Source organism: Lysinibacillus contaminans (assembly GCF_001278945.1).
Taxonomy (GTDB): Bacteria; Bacillota; Bacilli; order Bacillales_A; family Planococcaceae; genus Lysinibacillus; species Lysinibacillus contaminans.
On the sequence record NZ_LGRV01000003.1, the window covers coordinates 2,061,385 to 2,086,056 of the forward strand.

Genomic DNA, 24,672 nt, shown 5'->3' on the forward strand with positions numbered 1-24,672 from the left:
AGACGGCTCTATTGCCGCTCATTCATCATTGAAATATAATGTATCAACTGATTTTTAATGATGTTATTTACTTGCCCATCTGGCTTCAGTTTACCTAACACAAGTCCGCCTTCAAGCGTCGAGACGATGTATACCGCCGTATCATATGGCTGAACCGATTGTTTTAACTCTTGCTGCCCAATACCTTCTTCAATTATTTCTTCTACCCAATGAATCAACAACCCCATTGCTTCGTCGATCATTGGAAGCAATGTACTTCCCTCTAAATCATCCATTTCAACTGCTGCATTAAAAATCGGACATCCTCCAACCATTGGCTTCCCTTCACTCAATTGTAAAAAGGTCTCTACAAAAGCGATTAATTTCTCTTCTGCTTTTTCGTGCTGTGATACACTCGCCATAAGATAATGACGCATCGTTTCTGCAGAAAATTGAAAAGCCTCATGCATCAGCTGCTCTTTATCCTTGAAGTGCCTGTAAATCCCTCCCTTTTGAATCTTTGTTTCTTGAATAATGTCATTCATTGTTGTCGTGATATAACCTTTTTGATTAAAAATCGCGGCAGATTTCTGAATAATATTCCGCCTAGTTTCCTCGCCTTTTTTCATGTCTACCCCCAAAAAGATACCGATTGGTTTCTTTTATTGTAACACATACTTTTTGAATTGAAAGAAAATTTATACAATTATTTAGCTGTGTCTTCGCTTTTCAGCAAACTACTCGTCCGAAAAACGAAAACAATTCAGCTGTGAAGAAGAAACTACAAAATAAATAAAGAGAACGTCTTCTCATCGATTTTTTATACGTTCGGCTTAGTTTTTTCAATATTTATAGCTGTTTTTCAGCGTTCGCTTCGTTTTTTTCAGCACTCATAGCAAGGTTTCAGCGTTCGCTTCGTTTTTTTTTCAGCACTCGCATTATTCGCTACCCCCCTCTTCATTGAATTCACTTCTCTAACTCAATTACAATCGGCTCAAGCGTCATTTCCTTATAATCAGCAACTTCTGTTGTAGCATTACTTATTACAGATTCACCAAGTGCATTGACGCTTTCAGTTTTCTCACTCGGATTCGCTGAAGCCTTCAACATGCGGAGCTGAGGAACAATCGTTAACGTTGTTGCCCGTTCATCTAATTTCTCAAACGTTTTCCCCGTATTCATCACACCTGGGTCGTCTGGTTCTCCATATCCCCCTAGGCTCTCCCCTTCATAGACATTCCCTACATCATCCTTCATTGAATACTGAAGACTTATAGAATCCCATTCTTCTGAAACTTGTTGTTCTATTTGCTCCTTTACGTAAACAATCACCGACATTGGTGTTTTCGTGATTTGCTTAACTGTCACCTTGACACCATCTTGCTCTATGGATTGATTGACTACTTGAGTATGTTGTTCTGTCGCATCAATGGAAAAAGCAAAACGCCAGTTACCATTAATAACTTTATTTGTTTCTTCGATAAATATTTTATCTACTTTCCATATGAAATTAACCATATCCTTTGAAGCTTGACCAAAACTTCCTGCCGTCAATATTCCCACATAATTGAAATCATCCACTTTTTTTATTTGTAAACCAAACGTCCCCCCATCAACATCTTTAAAAGAAGCCGTATGACGAAATATCGGTTGATCTCCTAAAGTTTTTTTGCTTTTAATGGCCATTGTGACAGTCATCGTTTCACCATCATAAATGGCATCATTCATAGTAATTTCAATCCCTTTACTCTCATCAGATAATCCAATCGCTGTCGAAAATTCTTTATAATTTTCATAAAAAGCAGCCCGGTCCCCGTCTATAAACTTGAAAATATCTCTAACAATTGGAATACTTCCAGCCTGTGCTGGGAAGGTAAAGCCTAATATAGTGCCTGATAATCCTATAAGAAGAGAGGCTACAGCAAATTGACCCCACCAGTTACCTCGTTTTTTCTTTTTCGTTATTCTTTGCTTTAATTGTTTTTTCATTTGTGCTTTTTCAATATCACTAACTTCAAGTTCCACAAATTCATTTTCATCCAATTGCACATCATTTAATAATTTATAAATGTCTTTCATACAAGGCTACCTCCTAACTTCATATCCATGGCTTGCTGCTGAAGTTTCTTTTTCCCCCGATAAATACGATTATCGATGGCCGCGCGTGTTAAACCAAATCGAGCAGCAATATCCTCAGTTTTCACCCCTAGGAAAAACTTCATCATGAAAATTTCACGATCCATTGCGTCAAGTCGATTGATTAGCTGTAGCAATTCTTCATGATTTTCGATTTGAATCAACGCTTCCTCAACAGAATCTTCAACAAGTAAACCTGTATGTTCAGAGGAAACTTCCATGCTCTTTCCTGCCTTCCTGTAATAATCGATTGCCTTGTATTTAGCTATTACACAGACCCATTTTCTAAAATCAATGGCATCCCCTTTAAATTGATCTATGTTTTCCCAAATACTTAAAAATACGTCATTCATACATTCTTCCAATAAACTTTCTTGTTGCAGTGGCGTCAATACTTTATAAACAACACCTTTCACAAGCGGTAAATAATGATCGACGACATATTCTAGTGCATCCTCTTCTTGTCTTTTCAAACGCTTTATAAAATTTCTATCATTTGACTTCATGGCACCAGTTCCCTTTCTTACCTTTTGTCGTAAAAGCCTCTACACTCTATACAACGTAAAATCTTTTTATTTCTCTCATCGATAAAAATAAGCTTGTAATTCCCGCTCTTCCGCCCCTATATATTACAATTTAATTAAATTTTCATATTTGATTAAAAATTTTACATTTTTCATTTCAAATATTATACAATAATAGTATAGTCTTAAACTAAATTACAGGACATAATAAAAATTAAATAAATTGATTGGAGATATTTTGTGAAACGTTTATTGAATATAAAAATTTTGAAACTAGTCATTGAATTCAAAAGACAAGTTATGTATAAAAAGGCAAAGGATTTAGGATATACGCATCCAAAGGTTGTTATTTGTAGCCAAGAATTAGATACATTGCTGAATATGTATAGGAAACAGGCATCCTAACAATATATAAAATAATCCCCGAATAAGACACTCTAAATAAGAGCGTTCCTATTCAGGGTTTTTCATTGTTCACTGTAAATGATTTAAATTTTACTTCTCTCAACGATATTCCATTTTCTTTTATTATTTTTGCTTGTCCATTCTCATCTATTGCAATACTCTTACCTCAAGTTGCTAACATTATAGGCATGATCATCTTTAATTCTTTGGCACCTGCTGTAATTGAAACAAAGTTTTCTTCCTGTTAAATACTCCTCCTTAATCCTACAATTAACCTTTCAATTCTCATGAATGAGAGGCACTGCACAAGCGAAACCCTTTATAGGAACTTCACTTTTCTTTTATTCAACTATTTTCCATGGTTTTTTGGTAAAGTATACCGATTTCTTTTATAATAGAAACTAGACTACCATTTAGAGGAGGAATTTAACTTGAAGAATAGACATAGTAAATGGGTTGTAAGTGCAGCATCAGCGGCATTAGTAGCTTCGGCAGTAGTGCCCGTAGCAAGTGCAGCAAGCTTTTCAGATATTAGTGATAATGACCATCAAATTGCGATTCTAGCATTAGCAGAGGCAGGTATCGTAGGTGGCTATCCAGATGGTACATTTAAACCAAATGCTGTGGTGACACGTGGAGGTGTAACGAAGTTTTTAGGGAAGTGGCTAGAAGCTAACGGCTATGAGATTCCTAAAGATTTTGATAAGCAAGCACGTTTCACAGATTTGCCAACGACTTCAAAAGATAAGGAATTATTACAATATGCAGCACTTGTAAAGGACGAGGGTGTATTTAAAGGTGCTAATAATAAATTAATGCAAACGGATAATATGTCACGTGAACAAATGGCTGTTGTGTTAGTTCGTGCCATTAAAACAGTTTATGATTTGGATTTAGTAGCGCAATATAAAGAAAAAACATATGAAACTGTGATAACAGATTTAGATAAAGCGTCTACTGATGAAAACCGAGAAGCAATTATTGCATTAGAATATGCAAAAATCACGAACGTGAAAAAATTCAATCCAAAAAATACATTAACGCGCGGACAGTTCGCATCATTCTTACATCGTACAATAACAGATGCACAGGCACCAGAACCACCAATTCAACCAGAAGTACCTTTGCTCATTCAAACAGTGACTGTTACAAATGAAACAACGCTGCAAGTTACATTAACAGATGGAACTCAACATACGGTGACGTTACCAACGCCATTACCAGAAAATGAAGAAACAAAAGTGGATTTTGTTATAAATGAAAAGCAATATGAAGCTGTCGTAACATATGAAGTAGCGGAGCTAAAAGTAAAATCTATTGATGCGATAAATGGTACACAGGTCAAAGTGGCTTTTAACCAAGCAATCGATCCATCGTCGGTGCTAAAAGCAGATAGTACAATAGCTGACAATGTGTTTGCTTTCTCTAACCTAGATACTTTAAAGGCACTACCTGTTTTCAAAATTGAAATAAGCGAAGATAAGAAAGCAATCACGTTTATATTTAAAGAAACGTTAAAAGGTACACATCGTTATGTATTACAAAATGTGAAATCAGCAAAGGGTATGATTGTAAGTAAAATTGACAACACGATGATGATTGCAGAGGATACAACGGCGCCGTTCATTAAAGATACAAAACAAGGCAATGCATCAACGGTCACTGTCCAATTCTCGGAGCCAATGTTAGCCTTTGCTAATGAGCAAATCCAGGCGGCTTTACCTAATGGTGTGAGAGTTGTCGGAATTAAAGGTGCATTAGCTGCCCATGCATCAGAAGCAACATTTGATTTATCTAGCGCAACAGCAAATGGACAACAATTGTCTCCTGGAGCTGAGGTACAATTGACTTTTATTGCAGCACGTGATGTAGCGGGTAATTTAATTTCGCCAAACCCATCAATGGTGACGGTGAAAAAAGGCGATAAGGACGGCATTGCACCTACATTAACAAGTGTACACCAAACTGGACCAAATACATTCCAACTACTTTTCTCTGAGGAATTACTAGCTATTGCACCAATAGATTTAGCCGTAACACTGGGTTCGAGACCAGTAGCAGTGACGAAAATAGAAAAGGATGCAACAAATGGTCGTTTATTTAATGTGACGGTGGATGCGAACGTGTCATTACTTGGCGTCGCAACTATAGCAACAGGTTATCAACGTGTTGTAACAGACCTTTCTGGAGAAGTAGCAACTTTCTCTACAGATTATAATTTCGTGAAGGATGATAAAGCACCGACTCTCGTTAATTCTGAAGTAGTTTATGATCAAAACGTTGAGTATTTACAATTAACATTTGATAAAGCAATAAAATTAAGTGGCTATCCAATTGCAACGTTTACTGGTAGCTATATTCACCAAAATATTTTATATAATATGGCAAATGTACCAGGCAGTGAAGTGTTAGCTGTGAAGGATTCGCCAACAAAGGTTCGCTTAAAACTATCTTCTTTATTAAATCAATATGATATAAAAGGTGCTAACTATGATGGTACATTAACATTTTCTGGTGTCGCTAGTACATATGGTGTGAACTTAAAACAAATACCAAATGTGAAGTTTACACGTGCAGGTGACTTGAATGTAAATATTAATAAGTTAGCACTAGTAGGCATTCGTACAACGGCTAATGATCTGTCATTGACAGATACTAATGTTATTTACCTACATTTCAATTATCCCGTAGATCCAGCGCTCGCGAAAAATGTTGAAAACTATGTAATTGACGGTGCACAAGTAGAAAGTGCTGTCATTGAGGCAACAAATTTAAATGGTATAAAACTGACACTAAAACAAGATTCAAACACATTCACAGGTGAACGTAATATTACGATTAAAGGCTTAAAAGCTACAAATTCAACAGAAATGTTAGCAGAGCTAAAAACAACTATTAGCTTAAAAGAAAACATTGCACCTAAAGTGGCGTCAGCCTATGTAACAAATAACTCAACAATTACGCTAGTCTTTACTGAAGATGTTTCAACTATTTTCCCAACGGATTTTGAAGTAATGATAGATGGAGCCACTGTTGCAACAGCAACGTATGGCACAGATTCTAAGACAGCACTGATTACCATTACACAGAGCGGTAAATGGCTAAGAGCAGGTAGTATTGTGAAGATTCAAAAATCAACAACAAATGCAATAAAAGATAGTAGTGGTAATAAGCTAGACCTCGTACCCCAAGATATCTACGTACCATCTAATATTCAATAAAAACAGTGTTACATCCAAATTCTAGAAGTCATTAAAGCTTACTTTTTTAATTTTGCATATGTCCTTCAAATAAAAACAGGCAACTTCTTGTTCAAATTCGAACAGGAAGTTGCCTATTTTATTAACCTTTTTAGCTCTATATCAAAATATACTCTCGCAAAAAAGCTAATCTTGTTGATTAGGTAAATGCAAGCAAGAAAAAGACCCCACATGGAACGGAGTGAAGCTGTGTTTTGTTGCGAGAGCGAAGTGCCAGCTACAAAGGAAGCGGCTCGATGCTTGCCCACAGAAAGCGAGTATCCGTATAATCATACTAAATTCATCCTACTTTTTTTCTTTTGCACGAATGCGATTTAGTAAAAATCCACCTTTAAAAGATTTTGGTTCATATGAAATAATGAATGCATTTGGCTCAAATTTTTCAATTAGATAAAACAACTCCGCTTCCCGATTACGTTTTGTCAAAATTTCATATTTATAGCGATTACTATCTCGTCCTTCACCAACATAAGTTGTTACTGCGAACCCTTCTACACGAAGGAAATCGACCATTTCGGAATTTTTTTCCTTTGTATTAACCATTGTATATACATATCCAATTGCTAATTTCTTTTCAATGGCTGTTCCCGCAAATATCCCTATACCAAAGCCACCTGCATAAATACACATTGCTAAAACACTTTGATCTCCATTAAAAACTAAAGATAGTCCAAATACATAAATAAGCATTTCTAAAACGCCTATAATAGCAGCTAAAGTCGTTATATTTTTCACTAAAAAGATTGTACGCAATGTTAGTAAAGGAACATATAAAAGTTGTAACAATAAAATCAAAAGTAAATCTTGCATTTTGTCCCCTCCTATTGTTATTTTAAATGCATAATATACAGTTACCTTATTCTTCACTTTTACAAACATACGAATTTTTCCATTAATACATATATCAAAATAACAAGTATATTATTTCCTCTTAGTCATGCTGCCGGAATGAGATTATATACTCGCTTTATATTTATTAATGCGAGCTTCTTTTTGTTCATTACTATCTTCATTTACGACATTATTTTGCTGATTCGTCGGTTGTTTAGAAGTGAGTTGCTCCATTAACATTTTATCAAGTGAGGCAGAAAGTTCTCCTGTACCCGTTGCACTAAGCGTTTCTTGTTGCTGTTTCACTTCTTTAACAAGAATTTTTTCGCCATTCGCTTTAATAATATAATGGCGGATGTAGCCATTTTCACTTCTAATTTCAAATTTCGCTTTACCTTTTTTCTTTTTCGCTTCATCTAAAAATAAATCCGAAGGCAGACATTTTAATTCATTCTCCTTGATAGATCCAAGATAACTTGTACTGGATTGAATTTTCATCTAGTAAACACTCCTTTGCTCATTAATTATTGTTAAACCTTTTACAATGAGATTTATCTTTACATCGGAATGATTTTCCATTTATAAACTTATTTCTATTACATAAAAAGGACAGCTATTAAAGCCGCTGCCCTTGAACGTATTATTCTGTATCCACGCCCCATTAACTATGGTGGAGCTCGTGCTTCGCGTGCTATTCCATTTTTCTATTTCAGCCTGCCACTTGGCCGTTTTCCATCTACCGAATACCATGATCACGAGGCGAAAATAAGCCCTGCTTTATAGCTATGATGATGGGATATATGATTTATCCAAATTAACAATATGTTGTTAATTAAAATAAAACGAAGTTAATAATACGCTTCAAACGATGGAATATTGTGAATGATAACTACTAAAAAAGTGCCTGTAATGATATATCCAAGCCCTTCAAAACCTTATACTGCAATAAGCCATGGCATAAAGCCTTGCGACAATTTCTTTCACGCCATCGTGAACTTGCAAACCTCTCCATAACATAGCGGAATTTGAAATTTGCTAGGGGGTATGCATGATAGCAGTGGAATTATGCTCGATTAATTTGAGTTTGTGCACGATAGAATCAATATTATGCACGATTGAATACAAATCTCGCACGATAGACGCCCACCTAACTTAAACATTCAAAAAAATAGAGGTTGCCGCAGAAAGTCCGTTTTCTGTGACAACCTCACTTTGTTTTATTTTAATTGCATCGTTGTAATGCAAGTACCATCCTTTTCAGAAGTAGAGAACTTTGACTCTACCATTTTGCCTTCGTGCTTCATCTTTATGTTATACGTTTGATCACGAGGTAGCCATAAATCAATAAATCCATTCGCTGGAGTTGTCATTGTTTCATCCACTATCACATTACCTTTCGAATCTTCAATGAAAACATCAATCTCTTTATTCACCATCTCACCTTGGCATCCAGTCAAACTATGGTTTGTGCAAGGATGAGTTTCATTTATGTATGGAGCAATCGAAACAAAAAATTCGTCTTCTGGCAAACCATATGTTGACTCTTTGTCTTCTTTATCAGTCACAATCAGTTGCTTAGATGTGATTGAAGCAGATTCACCTTCAATTTTACTCCCGCTATAATTATTCACCAATTCCTTGATATCTTGCGTTTCAATTTCTTTTGTAGGGTTATCTACATTAGCACTTTCTCCATTACAAGCACCTAACACAACAGTAGCAAACAAAGTTGCAGCAAAGATTTTTAATTTCATTTTGTATCCACCTCTTGTATATTTCTTTCTACGTCGTAAAACGCTGATAATTTATAGTATAATCTATAAATTTGAAGAAAGTGTGCAGAATAACGGTAGATTGGCTAAAACAGTTAGAATTGTTTGAGTACCCGGCACTCAAACTAAAGAAAAAGGATTGGCACAACGAATATTTCGTTGCGCCAATCCTTTTCATTCGTTAATCATATCTAAAAATCCATGCCAATGATAAAGTCGTGCTAGTGGTACATGTTGATTGTACGATTGATTTTTTAAGATAACTTCTGTCTCTACATCTTGTAGCGTTTCAAGTACTGCTGGTTTATCATCTACGTAAACATCCAGTGCTAATGATTTAATAGTCGCAACTTTTTCATGATCTTGCATCCCACAAAAGAAGTGCCCTTCTGTGACAGGGAAGCCTTGCGCAATCATCCATTCACGTGTTTTCTCACAATATTGTTTTGGACGTGACGTTATATAGTAAATGTCATGTCCCTCTTGCTGCAATGCTTGTAATGTTTCCAGCGCACCTTCAAAAATTGGACAATCCGTAAAATAAATATCCTCTAAAGAGCTATTCCACATAACAGAACCTTCTGCATCACTTAATCCAAATGGCTCGTGAATTTCAACTCTTTGCAGTGCATGAAAGGCTTCAATTCCTACATTTTTACCTAGTTTTTTATTATAAAGATCAAAAGCATGAGCGCGTAAATCGATTAGTGTGTCATCAATATCAAAACCAAATTTCATCTTTTTTTGTTCCTTTCAAGAAGCAGTTTCTAAGAAGTTTGCGGCAAAGGTTTGTTCTTTTTCGATTTGCTTCGTCAGTACTTCATTAATGTCAGGCTCGCGCATTTGCTGGAAAACCTGTACGTCGAATTGTGCAATCGTTTCTTTCGATAATAATGATGCAAGACAATCCGCATCCTTAAGCGCACTATTCAAACCAAAGGCCCCAGTTGGCGTCATTGTATGGACCGCATCTCCTAAAAGTACGAGTCCCTCTGTTCCCCAACTGTCACAATGGCTACTAAATACATCTAGTAATACGAAATCTCGCCAAGATTGAATATGTTGTACCACTATCTCAGTTAAATCTGGAAAAGCTTTTGTTAGCTGTTGAATGAATGGTGTAAATGCTTGCTTTCGAAGTTCTGAAAAACTACCTTGTTCAATATTCCAACCAATTTGAATAAACCCATTTGTCTGTGCAAATAATGACAATTGCTTATCACCTATGAGTGCCATTTTTATAGCAGGCTCCCATCCTTTCGGGGCAGGAATTTTTGCCCACAGTAAATCAAAGCCATGCTTACGTTTAGCCATATCAATGTGCGACTGCTTACGAATCGTGGAATAACGACCATCCGCCCCAATAATAAGCTGACTGGCAATCTCAATCGATATACCATCTTTAGAAGCGACCACCCCAACATAGCGCCCTGACTCATCTGTCGCAAGTTGTGTAACTTTCGTGTTTAACATACAAGTAAAGTGTGGGAATTGATGCGTTTTGTCTAAAATGACTTTTAGCAAATGCGCTTGCGGCACATGTATACCTAGGTGACCCACTGTTGGATCCGCAACGATAGTTTTAAACAATTGCCCATTATTGAAATATTCAAGTTTTTCCATCCGTAATAAACCATGGGCTTCGATTGCTTCAAATAAATTATGACTCTTTAAAACAGCCTCACCCTCTTCATTTAAATGCTCGCCGCGAAATGCTTTCCCAAGCTCTGCGTTTTGTTCAAGTAGTATCACTGATAGTCCTTTTTTCGCAAGTAAATAACCAAGAAGAGCACCACCAGGACCAGCTCCTACAATGCAAACATCCGCTTCATAACTCACTTTTCGTCACCATTCTTTGGGTAAGCGATAATGCGTAAATCATGACCAACTTTTTCAAACGAATCAAATTCAACGTCAAATGCTTCGTCCATCGATGTGGCGCTATGACCAGCAATTGGTGTTAACGACAAACGACCGCCTAACACTTTCGGTGCTACATATATAATGTACTTATTAATGGCACCACTTTGTAAAAAGGACGCATTCACTGTGCTACCACCCTCAACTAAAATATCCGTAATACCTAGCTGATAGAGTTTTTCAAGCATTTCATCAATATCAAGTCTCTTATGTTCACTGCGAACCGGTAGCATTATTACACCATTTTTTTCAAAGGCAGCAATTTTCTCTTGGTCTACATCTTCACTACAAACAATGATCGTTTTTGCTTCTTCGACATTAAGCACATTCGCGTTTTCCCGTGTTCGGAGCGAACTGTCCATAATAATACGTACAGGATTTTTACCTTTGACTCCATTCAATCGTGTAGTCAATGAAGGATTATCAGCAATCACCGTACCAACGCCTACTAAAATACCATCTACTTCATGGCGAATATGATGGACATCTTCGCGTGCTGCTTCGCCTGTCACCCATTTTGAATGTCCAGTATGTGCGGCAATCTTCCCATCTAATGTCATCGCATATTTTGAAATTACAAAGGGGCGACTTGTACGCATATTGTGAATGAAGCGTTCGTTTAAACGACGAGACTGCGCTTCTAATACACCCACTTCTACTTCAATCCCTGCATCACGAAGTAGTTGAATGCCACGACCTGCCACATCGGGATTAGGGTCTTGCATCGCTACAACAACACGACTTACTTCAGATTCCTTCACCAAGTTCGCGCAAGGAGGTGTTTTCCCGTAATGTGAACATGGTTCGAGTGTCACATATAATGTCGCACCTTTTGCATGCTCCCCTGCCATACGAAAAGCATGGACTTCAGCATGTGGCTCACCAGCTTTTCGATGTAACCCTGTACCCACAATGACGCCGTCTTTCACAATGACTGCACCTACTAATGGATTCGGGTTCGTATGTCCCTTTGCACTCGCTGCTAAATCAAGTGCTAATTGCATATATTTTTCATCCGTCGTCATCACTAATGTCCCCCCACTTACTTCATTTCACGCATATGTCCAGATTTTTCAACCTTTGTATTCAAGTAGAGTTGATTTGTTTCTGTCACGCCGCCCCATAATGGTACATGTCCTTCTGCTGCTAAACCGTGTGATTCTAATGCGGCTAGCTTTTTCGGATTATTGGTAATCAGTGTCACTGGTTTTGTGCGAAGTGCTTCTAGTACAGTCATGGCTTCCTCGTAAGAACGTGTATCATCAGGGAAACCAAGTGCATGGTTTGCTTCAACTGTGTCTAGGCCTTCTTCTTGTAATAAATAGGCTATTGATTTTGAAAATAAACCGATGCCACGGCCTTCATGATCCGCTAAATAGAAAATAGCACCACACCCATGTTCAACAATCATTTTCATAGATTCATGCAGTTGATAGCCACAATCACATCGCTGGCTACCAAAAATATCGCCAGTATGACAAATGCTATGCATGCGTATCATTGCATTATCTGCATTAGCAAAATCACCGTAAACAAGGACAGATGATTGTTGTTGAAAGGCTAAATTTGCTGTCGCAAGTGAATCAATAATTTCTTCTTTTGAAAGATTCACCTTCACCTTTAGCCAGTTATACCATTGGAATGTCGCTGAAAAATCTCCTTGTTTTACGGGTAATTCTATGGGACCAACGATACATATATTTTCTGTTTCAGATTGCTTTATAATACTCATCTTATCTTTAACTAAATCCATTATTTTCGTAGTAATTGTCATCATTTTCTCCAACTTTCTATCGTGAACAGCTAGGGCAGTTGCCTAACTGCGTGCTTATATTCACACATCACTTACATAACGTAACTAAGTTTATTATAATAACCAACTTGTGTCAAATACCAACTCTTATTTTAGTACAATATTATGCACCTTTTTTATTATATATAGATGTGCTATTTTTTCAGGACAGGCTGGTCTATAATAGGCAAAGATAGCTCTTTAAGATGAAAGGAAGTTATGAATGAACTTAGAAAAAAATGTTCAGGTGAAGCAGCCAAAATATCAGCAAATTGCGGTAGACCTCGCCTCGAAAATAGTAGAAAAAAAATATCAAGTAGGCGATAAAATATATGCACGATCCTCACTCGCAAGCCAATATAATGTATCTGCTGAAACTGCAAGAAGAGCCATTGCTGTTTTACAGGATTTAGAAATTGTTGAAGCTTCAAAAGGGAGTGGTGTATTCATTAAATCATATGAAAAAGCAGCTCAATTTGTCCGACAATTCCATGATGTTCAGTCAGTGCATGAGCTACAAAATGAGTTACTAGTAAGTATTCGTAACCAACAAAATGAATTGTTGAATTTGCAAGAAAAAACAAAGCAGCTCATTAGCCGAACTGAACATTTCCGCTCCGTAAATCCCTTCATACCCTATCAGATTGAAATGACGATGGAAAGCCCATGTATTCAGCAAACACTACAAGCCTTAAATTTTTGGCAAAATACCTCTGGAACAATCGTTGGTATTCGCCGTAGCAACGAATTATTACTATCCCCCGGCCCGTATGCATCGCTTGAGGATGGCGATATTATTTATTTCATTGGTAATGATGAAAGTTTAGCGCGTGTCCAAAATTTCTTATACCCAAATTAAAATCCGGTTAAACGCTGTTATTTCAGCGTTTAACCGTTTTTTTTGTAATTTGTTAATTTGACAAAAGTAACAACTCTTTGTTATCGTTAAGTTGTTACTTGTTCATTTTTGGATATAACAATCCTAAAAATAGCATCAATCAACGAAAGGAGTGGTTCTATGGAAAAAATAAAAGTGGAGCATGTTTCCAAGGTTTTCGGGAAGCAAATCCCTCAAGCACTAGAACTAGTCAAACAGCAAAAAAGCAAAACGGATATCTTAAAAAAGACAGGTGCAACAGTTGGTGTTTATAACGCTAGCTTTTCTGTTAATGAAGGAGAAATCTTCGTCATCATGGGCTTATCCGGCAGTGGTAAATCGACACTTATCAGACTTCTAAATCGCCTAATTGAGCCAACAAGCGGCAATATTCTAATCGATGGTGAGAACATTTCTAAAATGAGCAAGGATGCTTTAAAAACTGTTCGACGTAACAAAATGAGTATGGTATTCCAAAACTTCGGTTTATTCCCTCATCGAACACTTCTTCAAAACACCGAATACGGTCTTGAAATTAGAGGTGTCTCAAAAGAAGAGCGTAAAGCAAAAGCAGAACAAGCACTTGAAAATGCTGGATTACTTGCATATAAAGATCAATATCCAAACCAATTATCCGGTGGGATGCAACAACGTGTCGGTTTGGCGAGGGCACTTGCAAATGACCCTGAAATTCTACTAATGGATGAGGCATTTTCTGCACTCGATCCTCTTATTCGTAAAGAAATGCAAGATGAATTACTAGATTTACAGCAAACATTGAAAAAAACAATTATTTTCATTACACATGATTTGAATGAGGCGCTTCGAATTGGCGATCGCATTGCTATTATGAAAGACGGCACTATCATACAAATCGGTACAGGTGAAGAAATTTTAACGAATCCCGCTAACGACTATGTCAGAACATTCGTAGAAGACGTAGATCGCTCCAAAGTTTTAACAGCTGAAAATGCAATGGTTCGACCGGTATACGTCAATGTTGATCTTGATGGCCCTACCGTAGCGCTAAAAAGAATGCGCGAAGAAACCGTTAGTTTACTTATGGCTGTCGATAAAAATCGTCGCCTAAAAGGTTTTATTACTGCGGATGATGCACTTCTTGCAGCAAAAAAACATGAACAGACAGTCCATTCGATTGTTCAACCAGAAATTTTAACAGTCCCCCCTGATATGCTCTTACAAGATATTTTAGGAATGATTCATAACTCACCTACTCCAATTGCTGTCGTAAAAGATGAACGTCTACTAGGCGTACTCATCAGAGGCGTTGTCATCGAAGCGCTCTCAACATACAGCGAGGAGGCTGAATCACATGAATAATTTTTTAGATAATCTACCAACTTTACCACTTGCCCCTTGGGTAGAATCAGCTATGGACTGGTTGACGAGTAATTTTTCAGCCTTTTTCGGCACAATTCAAAAATCCGGAAAACTACTCATGAGTCAGGTCACTGATTTATTAATTGGCATTCCCGCCATTATTTTAATCTTACTAATTGTCATTTTAGCTTTTTTCGCAACTGGCAAAAAATTTGGATTAGCTACGTTCTCACTCTTAGGCTTATTATTTATTTATAATCAAGGCTTATGGACTCAACTCATGGAAACAACAACCCTCGTATTATTTTCGAGTATAATTTCCATTGTTATAGGTATTCCACTTGGCATATTGATGTCAAAATCTAGTATCGCTGAAAGTATCATAAAACCGCTTCTAGATTTCATGCAAACGATGCCTGGCTTCGTTTACTTAATTCCTGCCGTTGCCTTTTTTGGCATTGGGATTGTCCCAGGGGTATTCGCATCTGTAATATTCGCACTGCCCCCTACGGTACGTATGACAAATTTAGGTATTCGTCAAGTACCAAAAGAGTTGGTCGAAGCTGCTGATTCATACGGCAGTACAGCCAGTCAAAAACTATTCAAAGTTGAAATTCCGTTGGCCAAATCAACCATTATGGCAGGCATAAACCAAACTGTTATGTTATCACTTTCAATGGTCGTAATTGCATCCATGATTGGAGCACCAGGACTTGGTCGTGAGGTTTTAACAGCACTTCAACGTACACAGGTCGGTAATGGCTTCGTCGCTGGCTTAGGACTCGTGATTTTCGCGATTATTATCGATCGCTTGACTCAAAGCTTTAACAAAAAGAAAGTGCAATAAGAAAGGAAGATTCGATGAAATTTAAAACATTATCAAAATTAGGTATGGCTTTAGGACTTGGATTCTTACTTGCTGCATGTAGTAGTGACGAGGATTCTAGTAAAGGTAGCGATGCAAAAGAAGTAAATCTTGCTTATGTTGAGTGGGATACTGAAATTGCTTCGACAAATGTCGTTGGACAGGTACTAGAAGACTTAGGTTATGATGTATCATTGACGCCGCTAGATAACGGCATCATGTGGGAGGCACTTTCCAAAGGTGAAGCGGACGGTATGGTTGCAGCATGGCTACCACATACACACGCTTCTCAATATGAAAAATATAAGGATGATCTAGATGAGCTCGGCGAAAATCTTTCTGGAGCTAAAATTGGATTAGTCGTTCCAAGCTATATGAAAGTGAACTCTATCGAAGATTTAACAAATGAAGCCGATCATACGATTACAGGAATTGAACCTGGTGCTGGTATTACTGCTGCGACTGAAAAAGCACAAGAAGAATATGATAATTTAGCAGATTGGAATCTAGTAACCTCTTCTTCTGGTGCCATGACAACAGCGCTTTCTCAAGCAATTGACAATAAAGAAGACATTATTGTCACTGGATGGTCGCCACACTGGAAATTCGCTTCTTATGATTTAAAATACTTAGAGGATCCAAAGGGTGTTTACGGCGGTGAAGAAACGATTAACACATTTGTTCGTAAAGGATTAAAAGAAGAAAATCCAGATGTATATTCAGTTCTTGACAACTTCCACTGGACTTCAGATGATTTAGAAGAAGTCATGCTTGAAATTATGGACGGTACTGACCCGAAAGAAGCGGCGAAAAATTGGATTAAAAACAATGAAGCAACAGTTGCTGAATGGACAAAAGATATTAAGAAATAAACATTAAATATGGTCCCCTCGTTAAGTGAAAACGAAGGGGCCATTATTTTTATTGTACCTACTCCAATTGCTTAATAACGATCTTATCTTTCAATTACATATACATAGAACAAAAAAACACAAACCCAAAAGGCTGTGTTTTTTTATTTAAAGATTTAATTTGTATTTTGCAAAATTAGACCATCGCTCATTTTAACTATATGATCAGCATAAGCAAGCATTTCTTCGTCATGTGTAACCATTAATGTCGTAATGTTTAATGTTTTCGTTAAATCTCTAATTAACAACATAACTTCTTTAGATCTTTTTGAATCTAAACTTGCCGTTGGTTCATCTGCGAAGAGAACTTTAGGCTTATGAATGATTGCACGAGCAATGGCAACACGTTGTTTCTCCCCACCTGACAGCGAAGAAGGATACGCATTTTTTCGGTGGTCCATTCCAACTAATTTTAGTATCCGATTCACTTCTTCTGTTTGCTCATGTTTCTTTAATTTCGTTTCAGAAACATCTAACATTAGCATTAGTTGTTCTTCTACTGTAAGGAAAGGAACCAGGTGCGCAAATTGAAAAACAAAACCGAATTTACTTGCTCGCACTTGTCGAACTTGCTCTGCACTCATATTCGTCATATTTTTCCCTTCGAATAGTACTTGACCCTCAGTTGTGGGTTGAAGTCCCGCAGCTATTGTAAGAAGTGTACTTTTACCAGAGCCTGATGCGCCTACTAATGCTGTTATCTCGCCTTCTCTTAGGGAAAGATTGATTCCTTTTAGTATTTCTTCTTTTACTTCCCCATTCGTAAACGTTTTTCTAACATTATCAATTTCAAATAACGTCATATTAAGCCTCTCCTTGCTGAATCGCTTGTAATGGTTCGATTTTTTTAATTTGTAGTCCAGAGAGTGTAGCCCCAATAAATCCGATAACTAAGAATACTAAAGACAATTGCATAGTAGTTTCAAAAGTTAAACTAAACGGCATTCCTTCTGGTGCAATCATATTGAAAACTTGACTAAGTGTAATAGACAAAATAAGTGAAATGACTGTAATTACAAACATTTGTGTCCAAATCATTTTGAATAACTTACTTGTTTTTATACCAATTGCTTTTAAAATTCCGTATAACCCGATTTTTTGAACATTCATCATGTAGAAGAAGATCGCAAACAACATGCCACTAATGACTACTAAAAACCAAATAATCATATTTAAAGACATCTGCTCTGCGCTATAACTAGAAATTGTACCTAGAAATTCTTTATTTGAAAATGATTGTAATCCAGCGATTTCATGTGAAGAATCCGCATCTGGTACGAAAACCATTTGCATTTCCATAACTCGATAAATTTCTTGATAATTCACCATGTTGATAAAAGCAACAGGCGCATGACTGTATTTCTTTTGATCCACAAAGCCCTTTACAACAAACTCACCACTAAATTGATTGTTCGTTAAGGTATCACCTACTTTTATACCTGCTTTCTTCAATGAGCTATCTAATATAATTTCCCCGGGCTTCACATTTTCAAATAGCTTTGAATCGGTAGATGTCACAAAGGCCACGCTTTGTTGCTTATCCGCCTCATCATTTAAAAAGCCCATTTGAATTGAAAACGCTACAGCATTCTTTTCTTTGTGCAATAGTTCATTTTGGAGCTCGCTATCTATTCTTGACAGATTATATTTTTCATCTGCATCTTCATTCATATAAAATTGTCCTTCTGGTAAATCTTTAATGAGGGCGGCATTGTCTTGTGATAATCCATTCGCCAAACCAGAAATGATAAAAGTTAGTAAACTAACAAGAAACACAATAGAACCTAATATTAAAAATCTTACTTTATTTTTCTTAATTTCTTTCAAGGCAAGGTTCATAACTAACTCCTCCAATCTTTTGATAAGCTAAGCATAAATCACCTATATGAACTGGAGATGAACTAAACATTACATTTGAAACACTACTGTACTGCTCGAAAAATTCAGATTAAAAAGTTTTCTCATAATTTGATATATGAGGTTAATGCGTTTCCGCTATCTCCAAGCCTCTAGCGATAGTTATCAATAACCGCAAATATGCCTTTAAAATTTACCTGTACTTCGTCAGTCGCTAGCTTAATATAAGGTGCTTGTTCGAGTAACTGCGTAATCGATATTTCTATAGCTTTTGTAATTATCGTTAAATACAGACAAATTACACTTCGTTATCTACAAGAATTTACAAAAAAAGCATTTACCTCTAGTTTAGAAGTAAATGCTCTTTATTACGATATTAATTTTAAACAAACTGCCGAGCCAAGAACAAGTGCGATACATACAATACGGCGCCAGTCCTTCGATTCATTAAAAAATAACATGCCAAGTAATGCGCCACCTGCCGCACCGATACCTGTCCAAATAGCATACGCTGTGCCCATTGGTAAGGAAACCATCGCGTAGGCTAACCCCGCAAAGCTTAAAGTGAATGCTACAATCAATAGCATTAAATTTTGGACACTTTTCTTGTTATTATATTTACTAATCATAAAAACACCCATCATTTCACAAAGCCCAGCAACCACTAATGCTACCCATGCCATTATTCCTTCACCCCTTTATCTCTAGGTTCGCCTGTGACAAGTTTCAACCCGATAACTCCTGCTAATAACACAGCAATACTCGCAATTTTAGCTAGCTTCCACGGCTCGCCAAACAATAAACTGTCAGCCAAAACTGTTCCCGCAGTCCCTAAACCAACGAACACTGCATACACCGTCCCAACAGGCAAACTTTCACCAGCTTTAATTAATAAATAGAAGCTAATAAAAATCGCAATTGCTGTTCCAATCCATTCCACAACACTATTTGCATGCTTTAAACCAATTACCCAGCCGACCTCAAAAAAGGCAGCAATAAAAATACTCAACCATTGTTTATTCATTTATATTTCCTCCTAAATAACTTGATTTTGGATGTCCTTATTGCTGATGATAATCATTTCCTTGCCACACAGAGGCCCCCTCTCCATAAAACCAAACAAAAAAGCCAGAAGAAACACTGTAAAAACAGTATCTCCCAGGCTTTTATCCTTCCGTGTCACAAAAAATGAAGATGAATTTGTGGTTTTCTCTCGGTCCAGACTAGCAGTAGCTACGGAACCCTAGAAAACTTTTATATCTAATTGTAATTTTAGTATAGCAAACAACTCAGTTATTTTCCACCGGTACATAGCCGACTTTTTCAACTAAAGCCTGCCCTTCAGGCGAAACAATCCAGTCGATGAATGCTTGCGCGTTTGGATTTTCTGTTCCAGCCGTTACTGCATAAAATTCCGATGCTAATGGATATGTACCGTTGCGAATATTTTCTTTTGTAGGTGCGACTCCGTCAATGGACAGTAATTTTATATCCTCATTGCCTACCATTTCAGTCGAATAGTATCGGAACGTATAGCCAATCGCATTTTTATAATTACGATACTGCGATACTTCATGAATAATACCGCCCATGCCTGATGCTATATCCTCTGCAGGGGCCTCCATAATCGGCGTATTCCCCATAATTTTCTCTAACATCGACTGACTTCCACTATCTGCTGGGCGTTGGAATGCACGAATCTTTTCATTATTGCCACCCAACTGATTCCAATTCGTCAGATCGCCCGCATAGATTTGCTTCACTTGCTCAAGTGTTAAATTGTCTACACTATTTTTATGATTTACGAAAAATACAAATGCTTCGCGTCCAATAGGCGTCATATTAAATGTTAAGCCCTCCATCTCCGCGACTCTTTCCTGTGATACAGACGGAGCTGCCGCAAAAATCAGATCGACTTTTCCATAAATTAAATTATGATAGGCTTCTGGCGTTGTGTTTACCATAACCTCGCTATCATAGGAATTATATATTTTTTTCGGATACGTAGCTTGCACAAATGCCGAATACAACGGATACATAGCTGTAGCACCATCCAACCGTGGCAATGGTTCCTGCAATTGTAAGGATGCCACTGTTTCAGACTTTACGACCTTATTATTTTCAGTAAATGGCTCATATTCATAAATTGCAACCTCCGCATCAACAGTTGGAATACTCATTTTATAATGATACTGAATTGGTGCAATCGAAGCGATTATGAGCGCTACCCCGGCTAATCCTGCAAACCACCCTTTCCGCTTTTTCGTCTTAATCCAACCAAATTCCAGACAGATATAAAGTAAAAACAAGCAAATTGGTATAGCAACGAGCAGACTTATATAATGCATCCCACCCATGAGTAATACAAAGAACCCTATAACCCCTGTCAAAAATAACAAGCCAACAAATACAGCAATTGACTGAATAACTTTCATCACCTTTTCCCCCTTACACAAAAGTGTAATTTTACACTATTTATTCTACTTTAATCGATTCCCCAGAAAAACGCAACTTCATTTTCTGAAAATTATGCTAAAATATTAGTAGAAAATTAAGGAGGCATTACATATGGCAATTGAAAAAGTACGCGAACATTTTGCGCAATGGGATTTACAACATAGAATACAAGAGCTTAGTGAAAGCTCTGCAACCGTTGAAATGGCTGCACAAGCACTCGGTTGCGAGCCTGAACGTATCGCTAAAACACTATCTTTTTTAGTAAACGATGGAGCGATTTTAATCGTTGCAGCAGGTGATGCTAAAATCGACAATGCTAAATACAAAGCTATTTTTGGCACAAAGGCTAAAATGATTGCAAAAGAAGACGTAAATGAGCTCATAGGCCATGATGTTGGTGGCGTTTGCCCATTTGGTGTGAACAAAGGCGTGGCGATCTACTTAGATGTATCGCTCAAACGCTTTACAACTGTTTTCCCTGCGTGTGGTAGTAGCAACTCTGCAATCGAGCTAAGGATCGACGAGTTTGAAGCCTATACACCTTACAAGGAATGGATAGATGTATGTAAGGGTTGGAATGACTAGCATTTTTATAAAGAAAAACCCTGACAGAGTCAACATTCAACCTGTCAGGGATTTTTGTTTATTATGCCTTTTCCACCGTATGGATCAAAATATCTTGTTTAAAGTGGTGGCGATTGCGCAAGGACGCTAAATCAAAGTGGATAGTTTTTAATTCATACGGGTAAAGTTTTTTGCTACATATGATTGTGGTTCTAGTAGTCTAGATGTAATAGAGTAATATGTTCACAAAAAATCAATGGAATTTACCCGTTAATCTAAAACCAATTTCCGCTACTAGCGATGATAATACAAATGTTCCTGTATATACAACGAGTGAGATAACAACAATGCGCCAACCCAATTTTTTAAACTCTTGCAAATCTTTCCCGAAAGAGAGACCTGCATACGCCAAAATAGGTGTTGCTAGAGCCATAAAGTTCACTTTTTCCGTTAATTTAATAACAGTTTCATTTCCAGGGAATATTGGCGTTGTAATCACTAATGCTAACATAGATATCCAAATAACCACTGGAAGTTTAATAGGAACGATTTTAGCGAAAAGGAACCCTAATACCGTAACAGCAACAATGATCATCATACCTGGTAAGGCATCAATAGCTGAAACATCGTATCCAATCCAGTTTCCCATAAGGGCTATTATTCCAATAATTGCAAACGTTAATATTTTATCTTTCATTTAAAATCTCCTCTTTATATCCTATGCCCCAATATTTTTCGCTTGGTCTTTTTTTGATCTTCTCCCTAAAATAGGTTCAAATTTGTTGTATAAGTAATTTGTAACCGGTAAAGAAAAGAAGACACAAATATACGTTCCTAAAATGGTTGTAATTAAGTTAGCGGCACCCGCAAAAACTGCAATATCCGTTGCAGAATCCGGGAATATAACTGATAATGCACCAACCATAGCCGCCATCATACTACCCGAACCTACACCAGCACCCATGGCTAGTGAAATTGGGTGGAACCAACCAGTTTGGGCCATAAAACTCGCTAACACTGAGAGATATAAAGCCCCAAACAACGTACCACAAACATATACGCCCAGTGCTCCTCGTCCTTCAGGTGAATCAGAGCCATATTTTTCAGCAATAATAGCTAAGTTAGGTTCTCTATCAATGGAAAAAGTCGCGCCAATTGCTTCTCTTTTCATCCCAAGTAACAATGCAACTGGTAAACCTAATACAATTGTTCCTGCGAAATGCCCTACTTCTTGTAAGCCTAAAGAAAGTCCTGCCTCAAAGATTTGCGGTAAAGAAGGACCCATTAACATAGCTAATTTGGCTACAAATAGCATGAATGAAATCCCCAAAATATTGGCTGCTACATTCATTTCTTTCATTTTCAAAATTTTTAATGACGGTAAACTAATAATGGCTCCGATAATTAATGCATACAACATTGGAAATAATGCAATTGCTCCAATTCCTATGTTGAATGTTTTTATGCCGATAAATTCTGTGAAACAGACTAATATCAACACGAATAAATGAATTTTCCAACTACGAAAAGATTTTTCTTGCACTTTTTGTACTCCTATTCTATAAATCATGCTGAATCCAAAAAGGAAATCAGCATGATTATTCCTATAATTTTTTGGCGCTTTTTCTAAACATGAGCTTTGTATCAATAGATAATTATTCAGGAACAGATTTTAGTGTTAGACCATTTTGTAACCTATTGAATTTTTTCTGTTGTATTTAAAGCTAGGCCAACGATCAGGGAAATCCCTTGAATCATTGCTTTTTCATCTGGTAAAAATACGTCACTATGTAGTTTCATAGGATCGTCTGGATTTTCTCCAACGCCTAAGAAGACAAATGTGCCAGGGACTTGTTCTAAATAGAAAGCAAAATCTTCACTTGCCATACTTGGTTTATTCAACCATTGCACTGCATTTTCTCCGAATAAATCAATAGCAATAGCAGCAGCATGGTCATTAAATTTTGGATCATTCATTGTAACAGGATACCCTACTGTAGAGTTAAAGTTTATTTCAACTTCTAATTTAAGAGCCGAAGCCACTCCTTCAATAATTCGTTGAATACTTGCAGCTACTTCCTTACGAGTGTTGGCATCTAGTGTTCGTACAGTTCCTTTAAAACTAGCTTTTTCAGGAATGATATTATAGCCATCCCCTGCTTCAATTGTGCCGATTGTAAGTACGACAGAGTCAATTGGATCAGTTTCTCTGCTTACAATTGTTTGGAGAGCTGTTACAACGTGAGCTGCACCCACAATTGCATCAACTCCTTGATGAGGTGCTGCCCCATGACCTTTTTTACCTTTTAACACAACATCAAAAGTATCCATACTTGCCATAATCGCACCATTTCTAAAGCCGTACTTTCCAGTTGCTAACTCAGGCCAAACATGAAAAGCAAAAACATGGTCAACAGTAGGGTTACTTAGAACACCTTCTTCAACCATCATAATGCCCCCGCCCTTCATCTCTTCAGCAGGCTGAAAAATAAATTTAATCGTACCCGAAATATGTTGTTTATTTTGAGATAAAACTTTAGCAGCAGAAAGTAGCATTGCGGTATGCATATCATGTCCGCAAGCATGCATAATCCCTGGATTTTTAGATTTGTAACTTACATCTGTCTTCTCCTGAATAGGTAAAGCATCAATATCTGCTCGTAAAGCTAGAACAGGTCCTTTTTTCTCTCCACGAAGAATACCAACAACACCCGTCTTTGCAACTCCTGTAGTTACTTCAATGCCAAGTTTTTGTAAATAATTCGCGATAATTTCAGCCGTTTTATGCTCTTCAAACCCAAGCTCAGGATTTTCATGGATCATTCTTCTTAATCTCACAGCTTCTTCATATATTCCGACTGTTTGCGCTACTATTTCAGCAGGCTTTAATGAATTCGAAAAATCTTTGGCATTCATTATCATTCATCTCCTAAAGAAAAAATACATAAACCATTCTTATTACAATGGAATTATTTTAGATAAATTATCATTATTAAAAAGTAAAATATTCAGAAAAATCATTTAAATTTAATAATTCTCATTAGATATTGATATACTAACATATCAAATATGTACTGTAAATCTAGAAAATACAGGTGTATTTTCGGATGGCACTTAGAATGTCCATTTTGATTCACTTAGCGAGATATTCGCCGTTTTAATCATTGAAAACCTTGCTTTT

Annotated in this window: 25 protein-coding genes and 1 riboswitch; of the genes, 7 read left to right on the forward strand and 18 right to left on the reverse strand. The window is 37.0% G+C overall.

Annotated elements, in window-relative coordinates; translation table 11 throughout:
* Positions 1–8 precede the first annotated feature (8 nt).
* The 3 genes from AEA09_RS12185 to AEA09_RS12195 form a co-directional block, all read right to left on the reverse strand.
* Complete coding sequence (locus AEA09_RS12185; RefSeq protein ID WP_053584100.1) at positions 9–608, reverse strand: TetR/AcrR family transcriptional regulator; 600 nt, start codon at positions 606–608, stop codon at positions 9–11.
* 337 nt (positions 609–945) lie between these two features.
* Entirely contained in the window at positions 946–2,058 is a 1,113-nt protein-coding gene (locus AEA09_RS12190) for a DUF4179 domain-containing protein (protein WP_053584101.1), read from the reverse strand.
* Positions 2,055–2,621 (reverse strand): sigma-70 family RNA polymerase sigma factor, encoded by a 567-nt coding sequence (locus tag AEA09_RS12195; protein ID WP_053584102.1) that lies wholly within the window; start codon positions 2,619–2,621, stop codon positions 2,055–2,057. Before AEA09_RS12195 ends, AEA09_RS12190 begins: the two co-directional genes overlap by 4 nt.
* A gap of 258 nt (positions 2,622–2,879) precedes the next feature.
* Here AEA09_RS12195 and AEA09_RS19655 point away from each other — a divergent pair, with 258 nt between their 5' ends.
* Positions 2,880–3,044 carry an aspartyl-phosphate phosphatase Spo0E family protein gene (locus AEA09_RS19655; protein WP_082332646.1) on the forward strand — a complete coding sequence of 55 codons (165 nt, stop codon included), beginning with the start codon at positions 2,880–2,882 and terminating at the stop codon, positions 3,042–3,044.
* A gap of 431 nt (positions 3,045–3,475) precedes the next feature.
* Positions 3,476–6,265: an S-layer homology domain-containing protein gene (locus AEA09_RS12200; protein WP_053584103.1), complete on the forward strand. Its 2,790-nt coding sequence runs from the start codon at positions 3,476–3,478 to the stop codon at positions 6,263–6,265.
* Between the two features lie 324 nt (positions 6,266–6,589).
* Here the strand turns inward: AEA09_RS12200 and AEA09_RS12205 are convergent, their stop codons facing one another.
* From AEA09_RS12205 to AEA09_RS12235, 7 genes are all read right to left on the reverse strand, one after another.
* Complete coding sequence (locus AEA09_RS12205; RefSeq protein WP_053584104.1) at positions 6,590–7,114, reverse strand: DUF5698 domain-containing protein; 525 nt, start codon at positions 7,112–7,114, stop codon at positions 6,590–6,592.
* Positions 7,115–7,258: 144 nt separating this feature from the next.
* Entirely contained in the window at positions 7,259–7,633 is a 375-nt protein-coding gene (locus tag AEA09_RS12210; protein WP_053584105.1) for a hypothetical protein, read from the reverse strand.
* Between the two features lie 719 nt (positions 7,634–8,352).
* Positions 8,353–8,889: a CueP family metal-binding protein gene (locus tag AEA09_RS12215; protein WP_053584106.1), complete on the reverse strand. Its 537-nt coding sequence runs from the start codon at positions 8,887–8,889 to the stop codon at positions 8,353–8,355.
* Positions 8,890–9,081: 192 nt separating this feature from the next.
* The gene (locus AEA09_RS12220; protein WP_053584107.1) at positions 9,082–9,645 is read right to left on the reverse strand and encodes a 5' nucleotidase, NT5C type; all 564 of its coding nucleotides are present in this window, start codon (positions 9,643–9,645) and stop codon (positions 9,082–9,084) included.
* Positions 9,646–9,660: 15 nt separating this feature from the next.
* Entirely contained in the window at positions 9,661–10,746 is a 1,086-nt protein-coding gene (locus tag AEA09_RS12225) for an FAD-dependent monooxygenase (protein ID WP_053584108.1), read from the reverse strand.
* A complete protein-coding gene (ribD, locus tag AEA09_RS12230; RefSeq protein ID WP_053584109.1) occupies positions 10,743–11,852 on the reverse strand; it encodes a bifunctional diaminohydroxyphosphoribosylaminopyrimidine deaminase/5-amino-6-(5-phosphoribosylamino)uracil reductase RibD in 1,110 nt (369 codons plus the stop codon). Before ribD ends, AEA09_RS12225 begins: the two co-directional genes overlap by 4 nt.
* A 17-nt stretch (positions 11,853–11,869) precedes the next feature.
* Positions 11,870–12,601, reverse strand: a complete 732-nt coding sequence (locus AEA09_RS12235; protein WP_053584110.1) for a GTP cyclohydrolase II — start codon at positions 12,599–12,601, stop codon at positions 11,870–11,872.
* A 241-nt stretch (positions 12,602–12,842) separates the two neighbouring features.
* On the opposite strand from AEA09_RS12235, the gene AEA09_RS12240 reads away from it, so the two are divergent.
* The 4 genes from AEA09_RS12240 (at position 12,843) to AEA09_RS12255 (ending at position 16,574) form a co-directional block, all read left to right on the forward strand.
* Positions 12,843–13,478, forward strand: coding sequence for a GntR family transcriptional regulator (locus tag AEA09_RS12240; protein WP_053584111.1), 636 nt, complete (start codon positions 12,843–12,845; stop codon positions 13,476–13,478).
* Positions 13,479–13,637: 159 nt separating this feature from the next.
* Positions 13,638–14,837, forward strand: coding sequence for a quaternary amine ABC transporter ATP-binding protein (locus AEA09_RS12245; protein WP_053584112.1), 1,200 nt, complete (start codon positions 13,638–13,640; stop codon positions 14,835–14,837).
* A complete protein-coding gene (locus AEA09_RS12250; protein WP_053584113.1) occupies positions 14,830–15,684 on the forward strand; it encodes an ABC transporter permease in 855 nt (284 codons plus the stop codon). Before AEA09_RS12245 ends, AEA09_RS12250 begins: the two co-directional genes overlap by 8 nt.
* Positions 15,685–15,698: 14 nt before the next feature.
* Positions 15,699–16,574, forward strand: a complete 876-nt coding sequence (locus tag AEA09_RS12255) for a glycine betaine ABC transporter substrate-binding protein (protein ID WP_053584114.1) — start codon at positions 15,699–15,701, stop codon at positions 16,572–16,574.
* A gap of 155 nt (positions 16,575–16,729) precedes the next feature.
* On the opposite strand, the gene AEA09_RS12260 is transcribed toward AEA09_RS12255, so the two are convergent.
* The 5 genes from AEA09_RS12260 to AEA09_RS12280 form a co-directional block, all read right to left on the reverse strand.
* A complete protein-coding gene (locus tag AEA09_RS12260) occupies positions 16,730–17,416 on the reverse strand; it encodes an ABC transporter ATP-binding protein (RefSeq protein ID WP_053584115.1) in 687 nt (228 codons plus the stop codon).
* A gap of 1 nt (position 17,417) precedes the next feature.
* Complete coding sequence (locus AEA09_RS12265) at positions 17,418–18,452, reverse strand: ABC transporter permease (protein WP_053584116.1); 1,035 nt, start codon at positions 18,450–18,452, stop codon at positions 17,418–17,420.
* 386 nt (positions 18,453–18,838) lie between these two features.
* Positions 18,839–19,153 (reverse strand): DMT family transporter, encoded by a 315-nt coding sequence (locus AEA09_RS12270; protein ID WP_053584117.1) that lies wholly within the window; start codon positions 19,151–19,153, stop codon positions 18,839–18,841.
* Positions 19,153–19,494, reverse strand: coding sequence for a DMT family transporter (locus AEA09_RS12275; protein ID WP_053584118.1), 342 nt, complete (start codon positions 19,492–19,494; stop codon positions 19,153–19,155). The genes AEA09_RS12270 and AEA09_RS12275 overlap by 1 nt, the downstream gene beginning before the upstream one ends.
* Positions 19,495–19,623: 129 nt before the next feature.
* Positions 19,624–19,728: riboswitch (guanidine-I (ykkC/yxkD leader) on the reverse strand.
* Positions 19,729–19,759: 31 nt separating this feature from the next.
* Complete coding sequence (locus tag AEA09_RS12280; RefSeq protein ID WP_053584119.1) at positions 19,760–20,905, reverse strand: PstS family phosphate ABC transporter substrate-binding protein; 1,146 nt, start codon at positions 20,903–20,905, stop codon at positions 19,760–19,762.
* A gap of 133 nt (positions 20,906–21,038) precedes the next feature.
* Between AEA09_RS12280 and AEA09_RS12285 the strand changes: the two genes are divergently transcribed.
* Positions 21,039–21,512: a YbaK/EbsC family protein gene (locus AEA09_RS12285; protein ID WP_053584120.1), complete on the forward strand. Its 474-nt coding sequence runs from the start codon at positions 21,039–21,041 to the stop codon at positions 21,510–21,512.
* A 232-nt stretch (positions 21,513–21,744) separates the two neighbouring features.
* Here AEA09_RS12285 and AEA09_RS12290 read toward each other — a convergent pair whose 3' ends face one another.
* The 3 genes from AEA09_RS12290 to AEA09_RS12300 form a co-directional block, all read right to left on the reverse strand.
* The gene (locus tag AEA09_RS12290; RefSeq protein WP_053584121.1) at positions 21,745–22,188 is read right to left on the reverse strand and encodes a hypothetical protein; all 444 of its coding nucleotides are present in this window, start codon (positions 22,186–22,188) and stop codon (positions 21,745–21,747) included.
* 21 nt (positions 22,189–22,209) lie between these two features.
* The gene (locus AEA09_RS12295) at positions 22,210–23,034 is read right to left on the reverse strand and encodes a DUF3100 domain-containing protein (RefSeq protein WP_245622837.1); all 825 of its coding nucleotides are present in this window, start codon (positions 23,032–23,034) and stop codon (positions 22,210–22,212) included.
* A gap of 152 nt (positions 23,035–23,186) precedes the next feature.
* Positions 23,187–24,407, reverse strand: a complete 1,221-nt coding sequence (locus AEA09_RS12300) for a M20 metallopeptidase family protein (RefSeq protein WP_053584123.1) — start codon at positions 24,405–24,407, stop codon at positions 23,187–23,189.
* Between the last annotated feature and the right edge of the window lie 265 nt (positions 24,408–24,672).

Excerpts from the sequence above, each read along its gene's own strand:
- AEA09_RS12205 (WP_053584104.1), bottom strand. The coding sequence starts at position 7,114 with ATGCAAGATTTACTTTTGATTTTATTGTTACAACTTTTATATGTTCCT.
- AEA09_RS12285 (WP_053584120.1), top strand. The coding sequence starts at position 21,039 with ATGGCAATTGAAAAAGTACGCGAACATTTTGCGCAATGGGATTTACAA.
- AEA09_RS12300 (WP_053584123.1), bottom strand. The coding sequence starts at position 24,407 with ATGAATGCCAAAGATTTTTCGAATTCATTAAAGCCTGCTGAAATAGTA.
- AEA09_RS12235 (WP_053584110.1), bottom strand. The coding sequence starts at position 12,601 with ATGACAATTACTACGAAAATAATGGATTTAGTTAAAGATAAGATGAGT.
- AEA09_RS12290 (WP_053584121.1), bottom strand. The coding sequence starts at position 22,188 with ATGAAAGATAAAATATTAACGTTTGCAATTATTGGAATAATAGCCCTT.
- AEA09_RS12240 (WP_053584111.1), top strand. The coding sequence starts at position 12,843 with ATGAACTTAGAAAAAAATGTTCAGGTGAAGCAGCCAAAATATCAGCAA.
- AEA09_RS12265 (WP_053584116.1), bottom strand. The coding sequence starts at position 18,452 with ATGAACCTTGCCTTGAAAGAAATTAAGAAAAATAAAGTAAGATTTTTA.
- AEA09_RS12250 (WP_053584113.1), top strand. The coding sequence starts at position 14,830 with ATGAATAATTTTTTAGATAATCTACCAACTTTACCACTTGCCCCTTGG.
- AEA09_RS12280 (WP_053584119.1), bottom strand. The coding sequence starts at position 20,905 with ATGAAAGTTATTCAGTCAATTGCTGTATTTGTTGGCTTGTTATTTTTG.
- AEA09_RS12245 (WP_053584112.1), top strand. The coding sequence starts at position 13,638 with ATGGAAAAAATAAAAGTGGAGCATGTTTCCAAGGTTTTCGGGAAGCAA.
- AEA09_RS12275 (WP_053584118.1), bottom strand. The coding sequence starts at position 19,494 with ATGAATAAACAATGGTTGAGTATTTTTATTGCTGCCTTTTTTGAGGTC.
- AEA09_RS12260 (WP_053584115.1), bottom strand. The coding sequence starts at position 17,416 with ATGACGTTATTTGAAATTGATAATGTTAGAAAAACGTTTACGAATGGG.
- AEA09_RS12195 (WP_053584102.1), bottom strand. The coding sequence starts at position 2,621 with ATGAAGTCAAATGATAGAAATTTTATAAAGCGTTTGAAAAGACAAGAA.
- AEA09_RS12270 (WP_053584117.1), bottom strand. The coding sequence starts at position 19,153 with ATGGCATGGGTAGCATTAGTGGTTGCTGGGCTTTGTGAAATGATGGGT.
- AEA09_RS12220 (WP_053584107.1), bottom strand. The coding sequence starts at position 9,645 with ATGAAATTTGGTTTTGATATTGATGACACACTAATCGATTTACGCGCT.
- AEA09_RS12210 (WP_053584105.1), bottom strand. The coding sequence starts at position 7,633 with ATGAAAATTCAATCCAGTACAAGTTATCTTGGATCTATCAAGGAGAAT.
- AEA09_RS12255 (WP_053584114.1), top strand. The coding sequence starts at position 15,699 with ATGAAATTTAAAACATTATCAAAATTAGGTATGGCTTTAGGACTTGGA.
- AEA09_RS12190 (WP_053584101.1), bottom strand. The coding sequence starts at position 2,058 with ATGAAAGACATTTATAAATTATTAAATGATGTGCAATTGGATGAAAAT.
- AEA09_RS12215 (WP_053584106.1), bottom strand. The coding sequence starts at position 8,889 with ATGAAATTAAAAATCTTTGCTGCAACTTTGTTTGCTACTGTTGTGTTA.
- AEA09_RS12185 (WP_053584100.1), bottom strand. The coding sequence starts at position 608 with ATGAAAAAAGGCGAGGAAACTAGGCGGAATATTATTCAGAAATCTGCC.
- ribD (WP_053584109.1), bottom strand. The coding sequence starts at position 11,852 with ATGACGACGGATGAAAAATATATGCAATTAGCACTTGATTTAGCAGCG.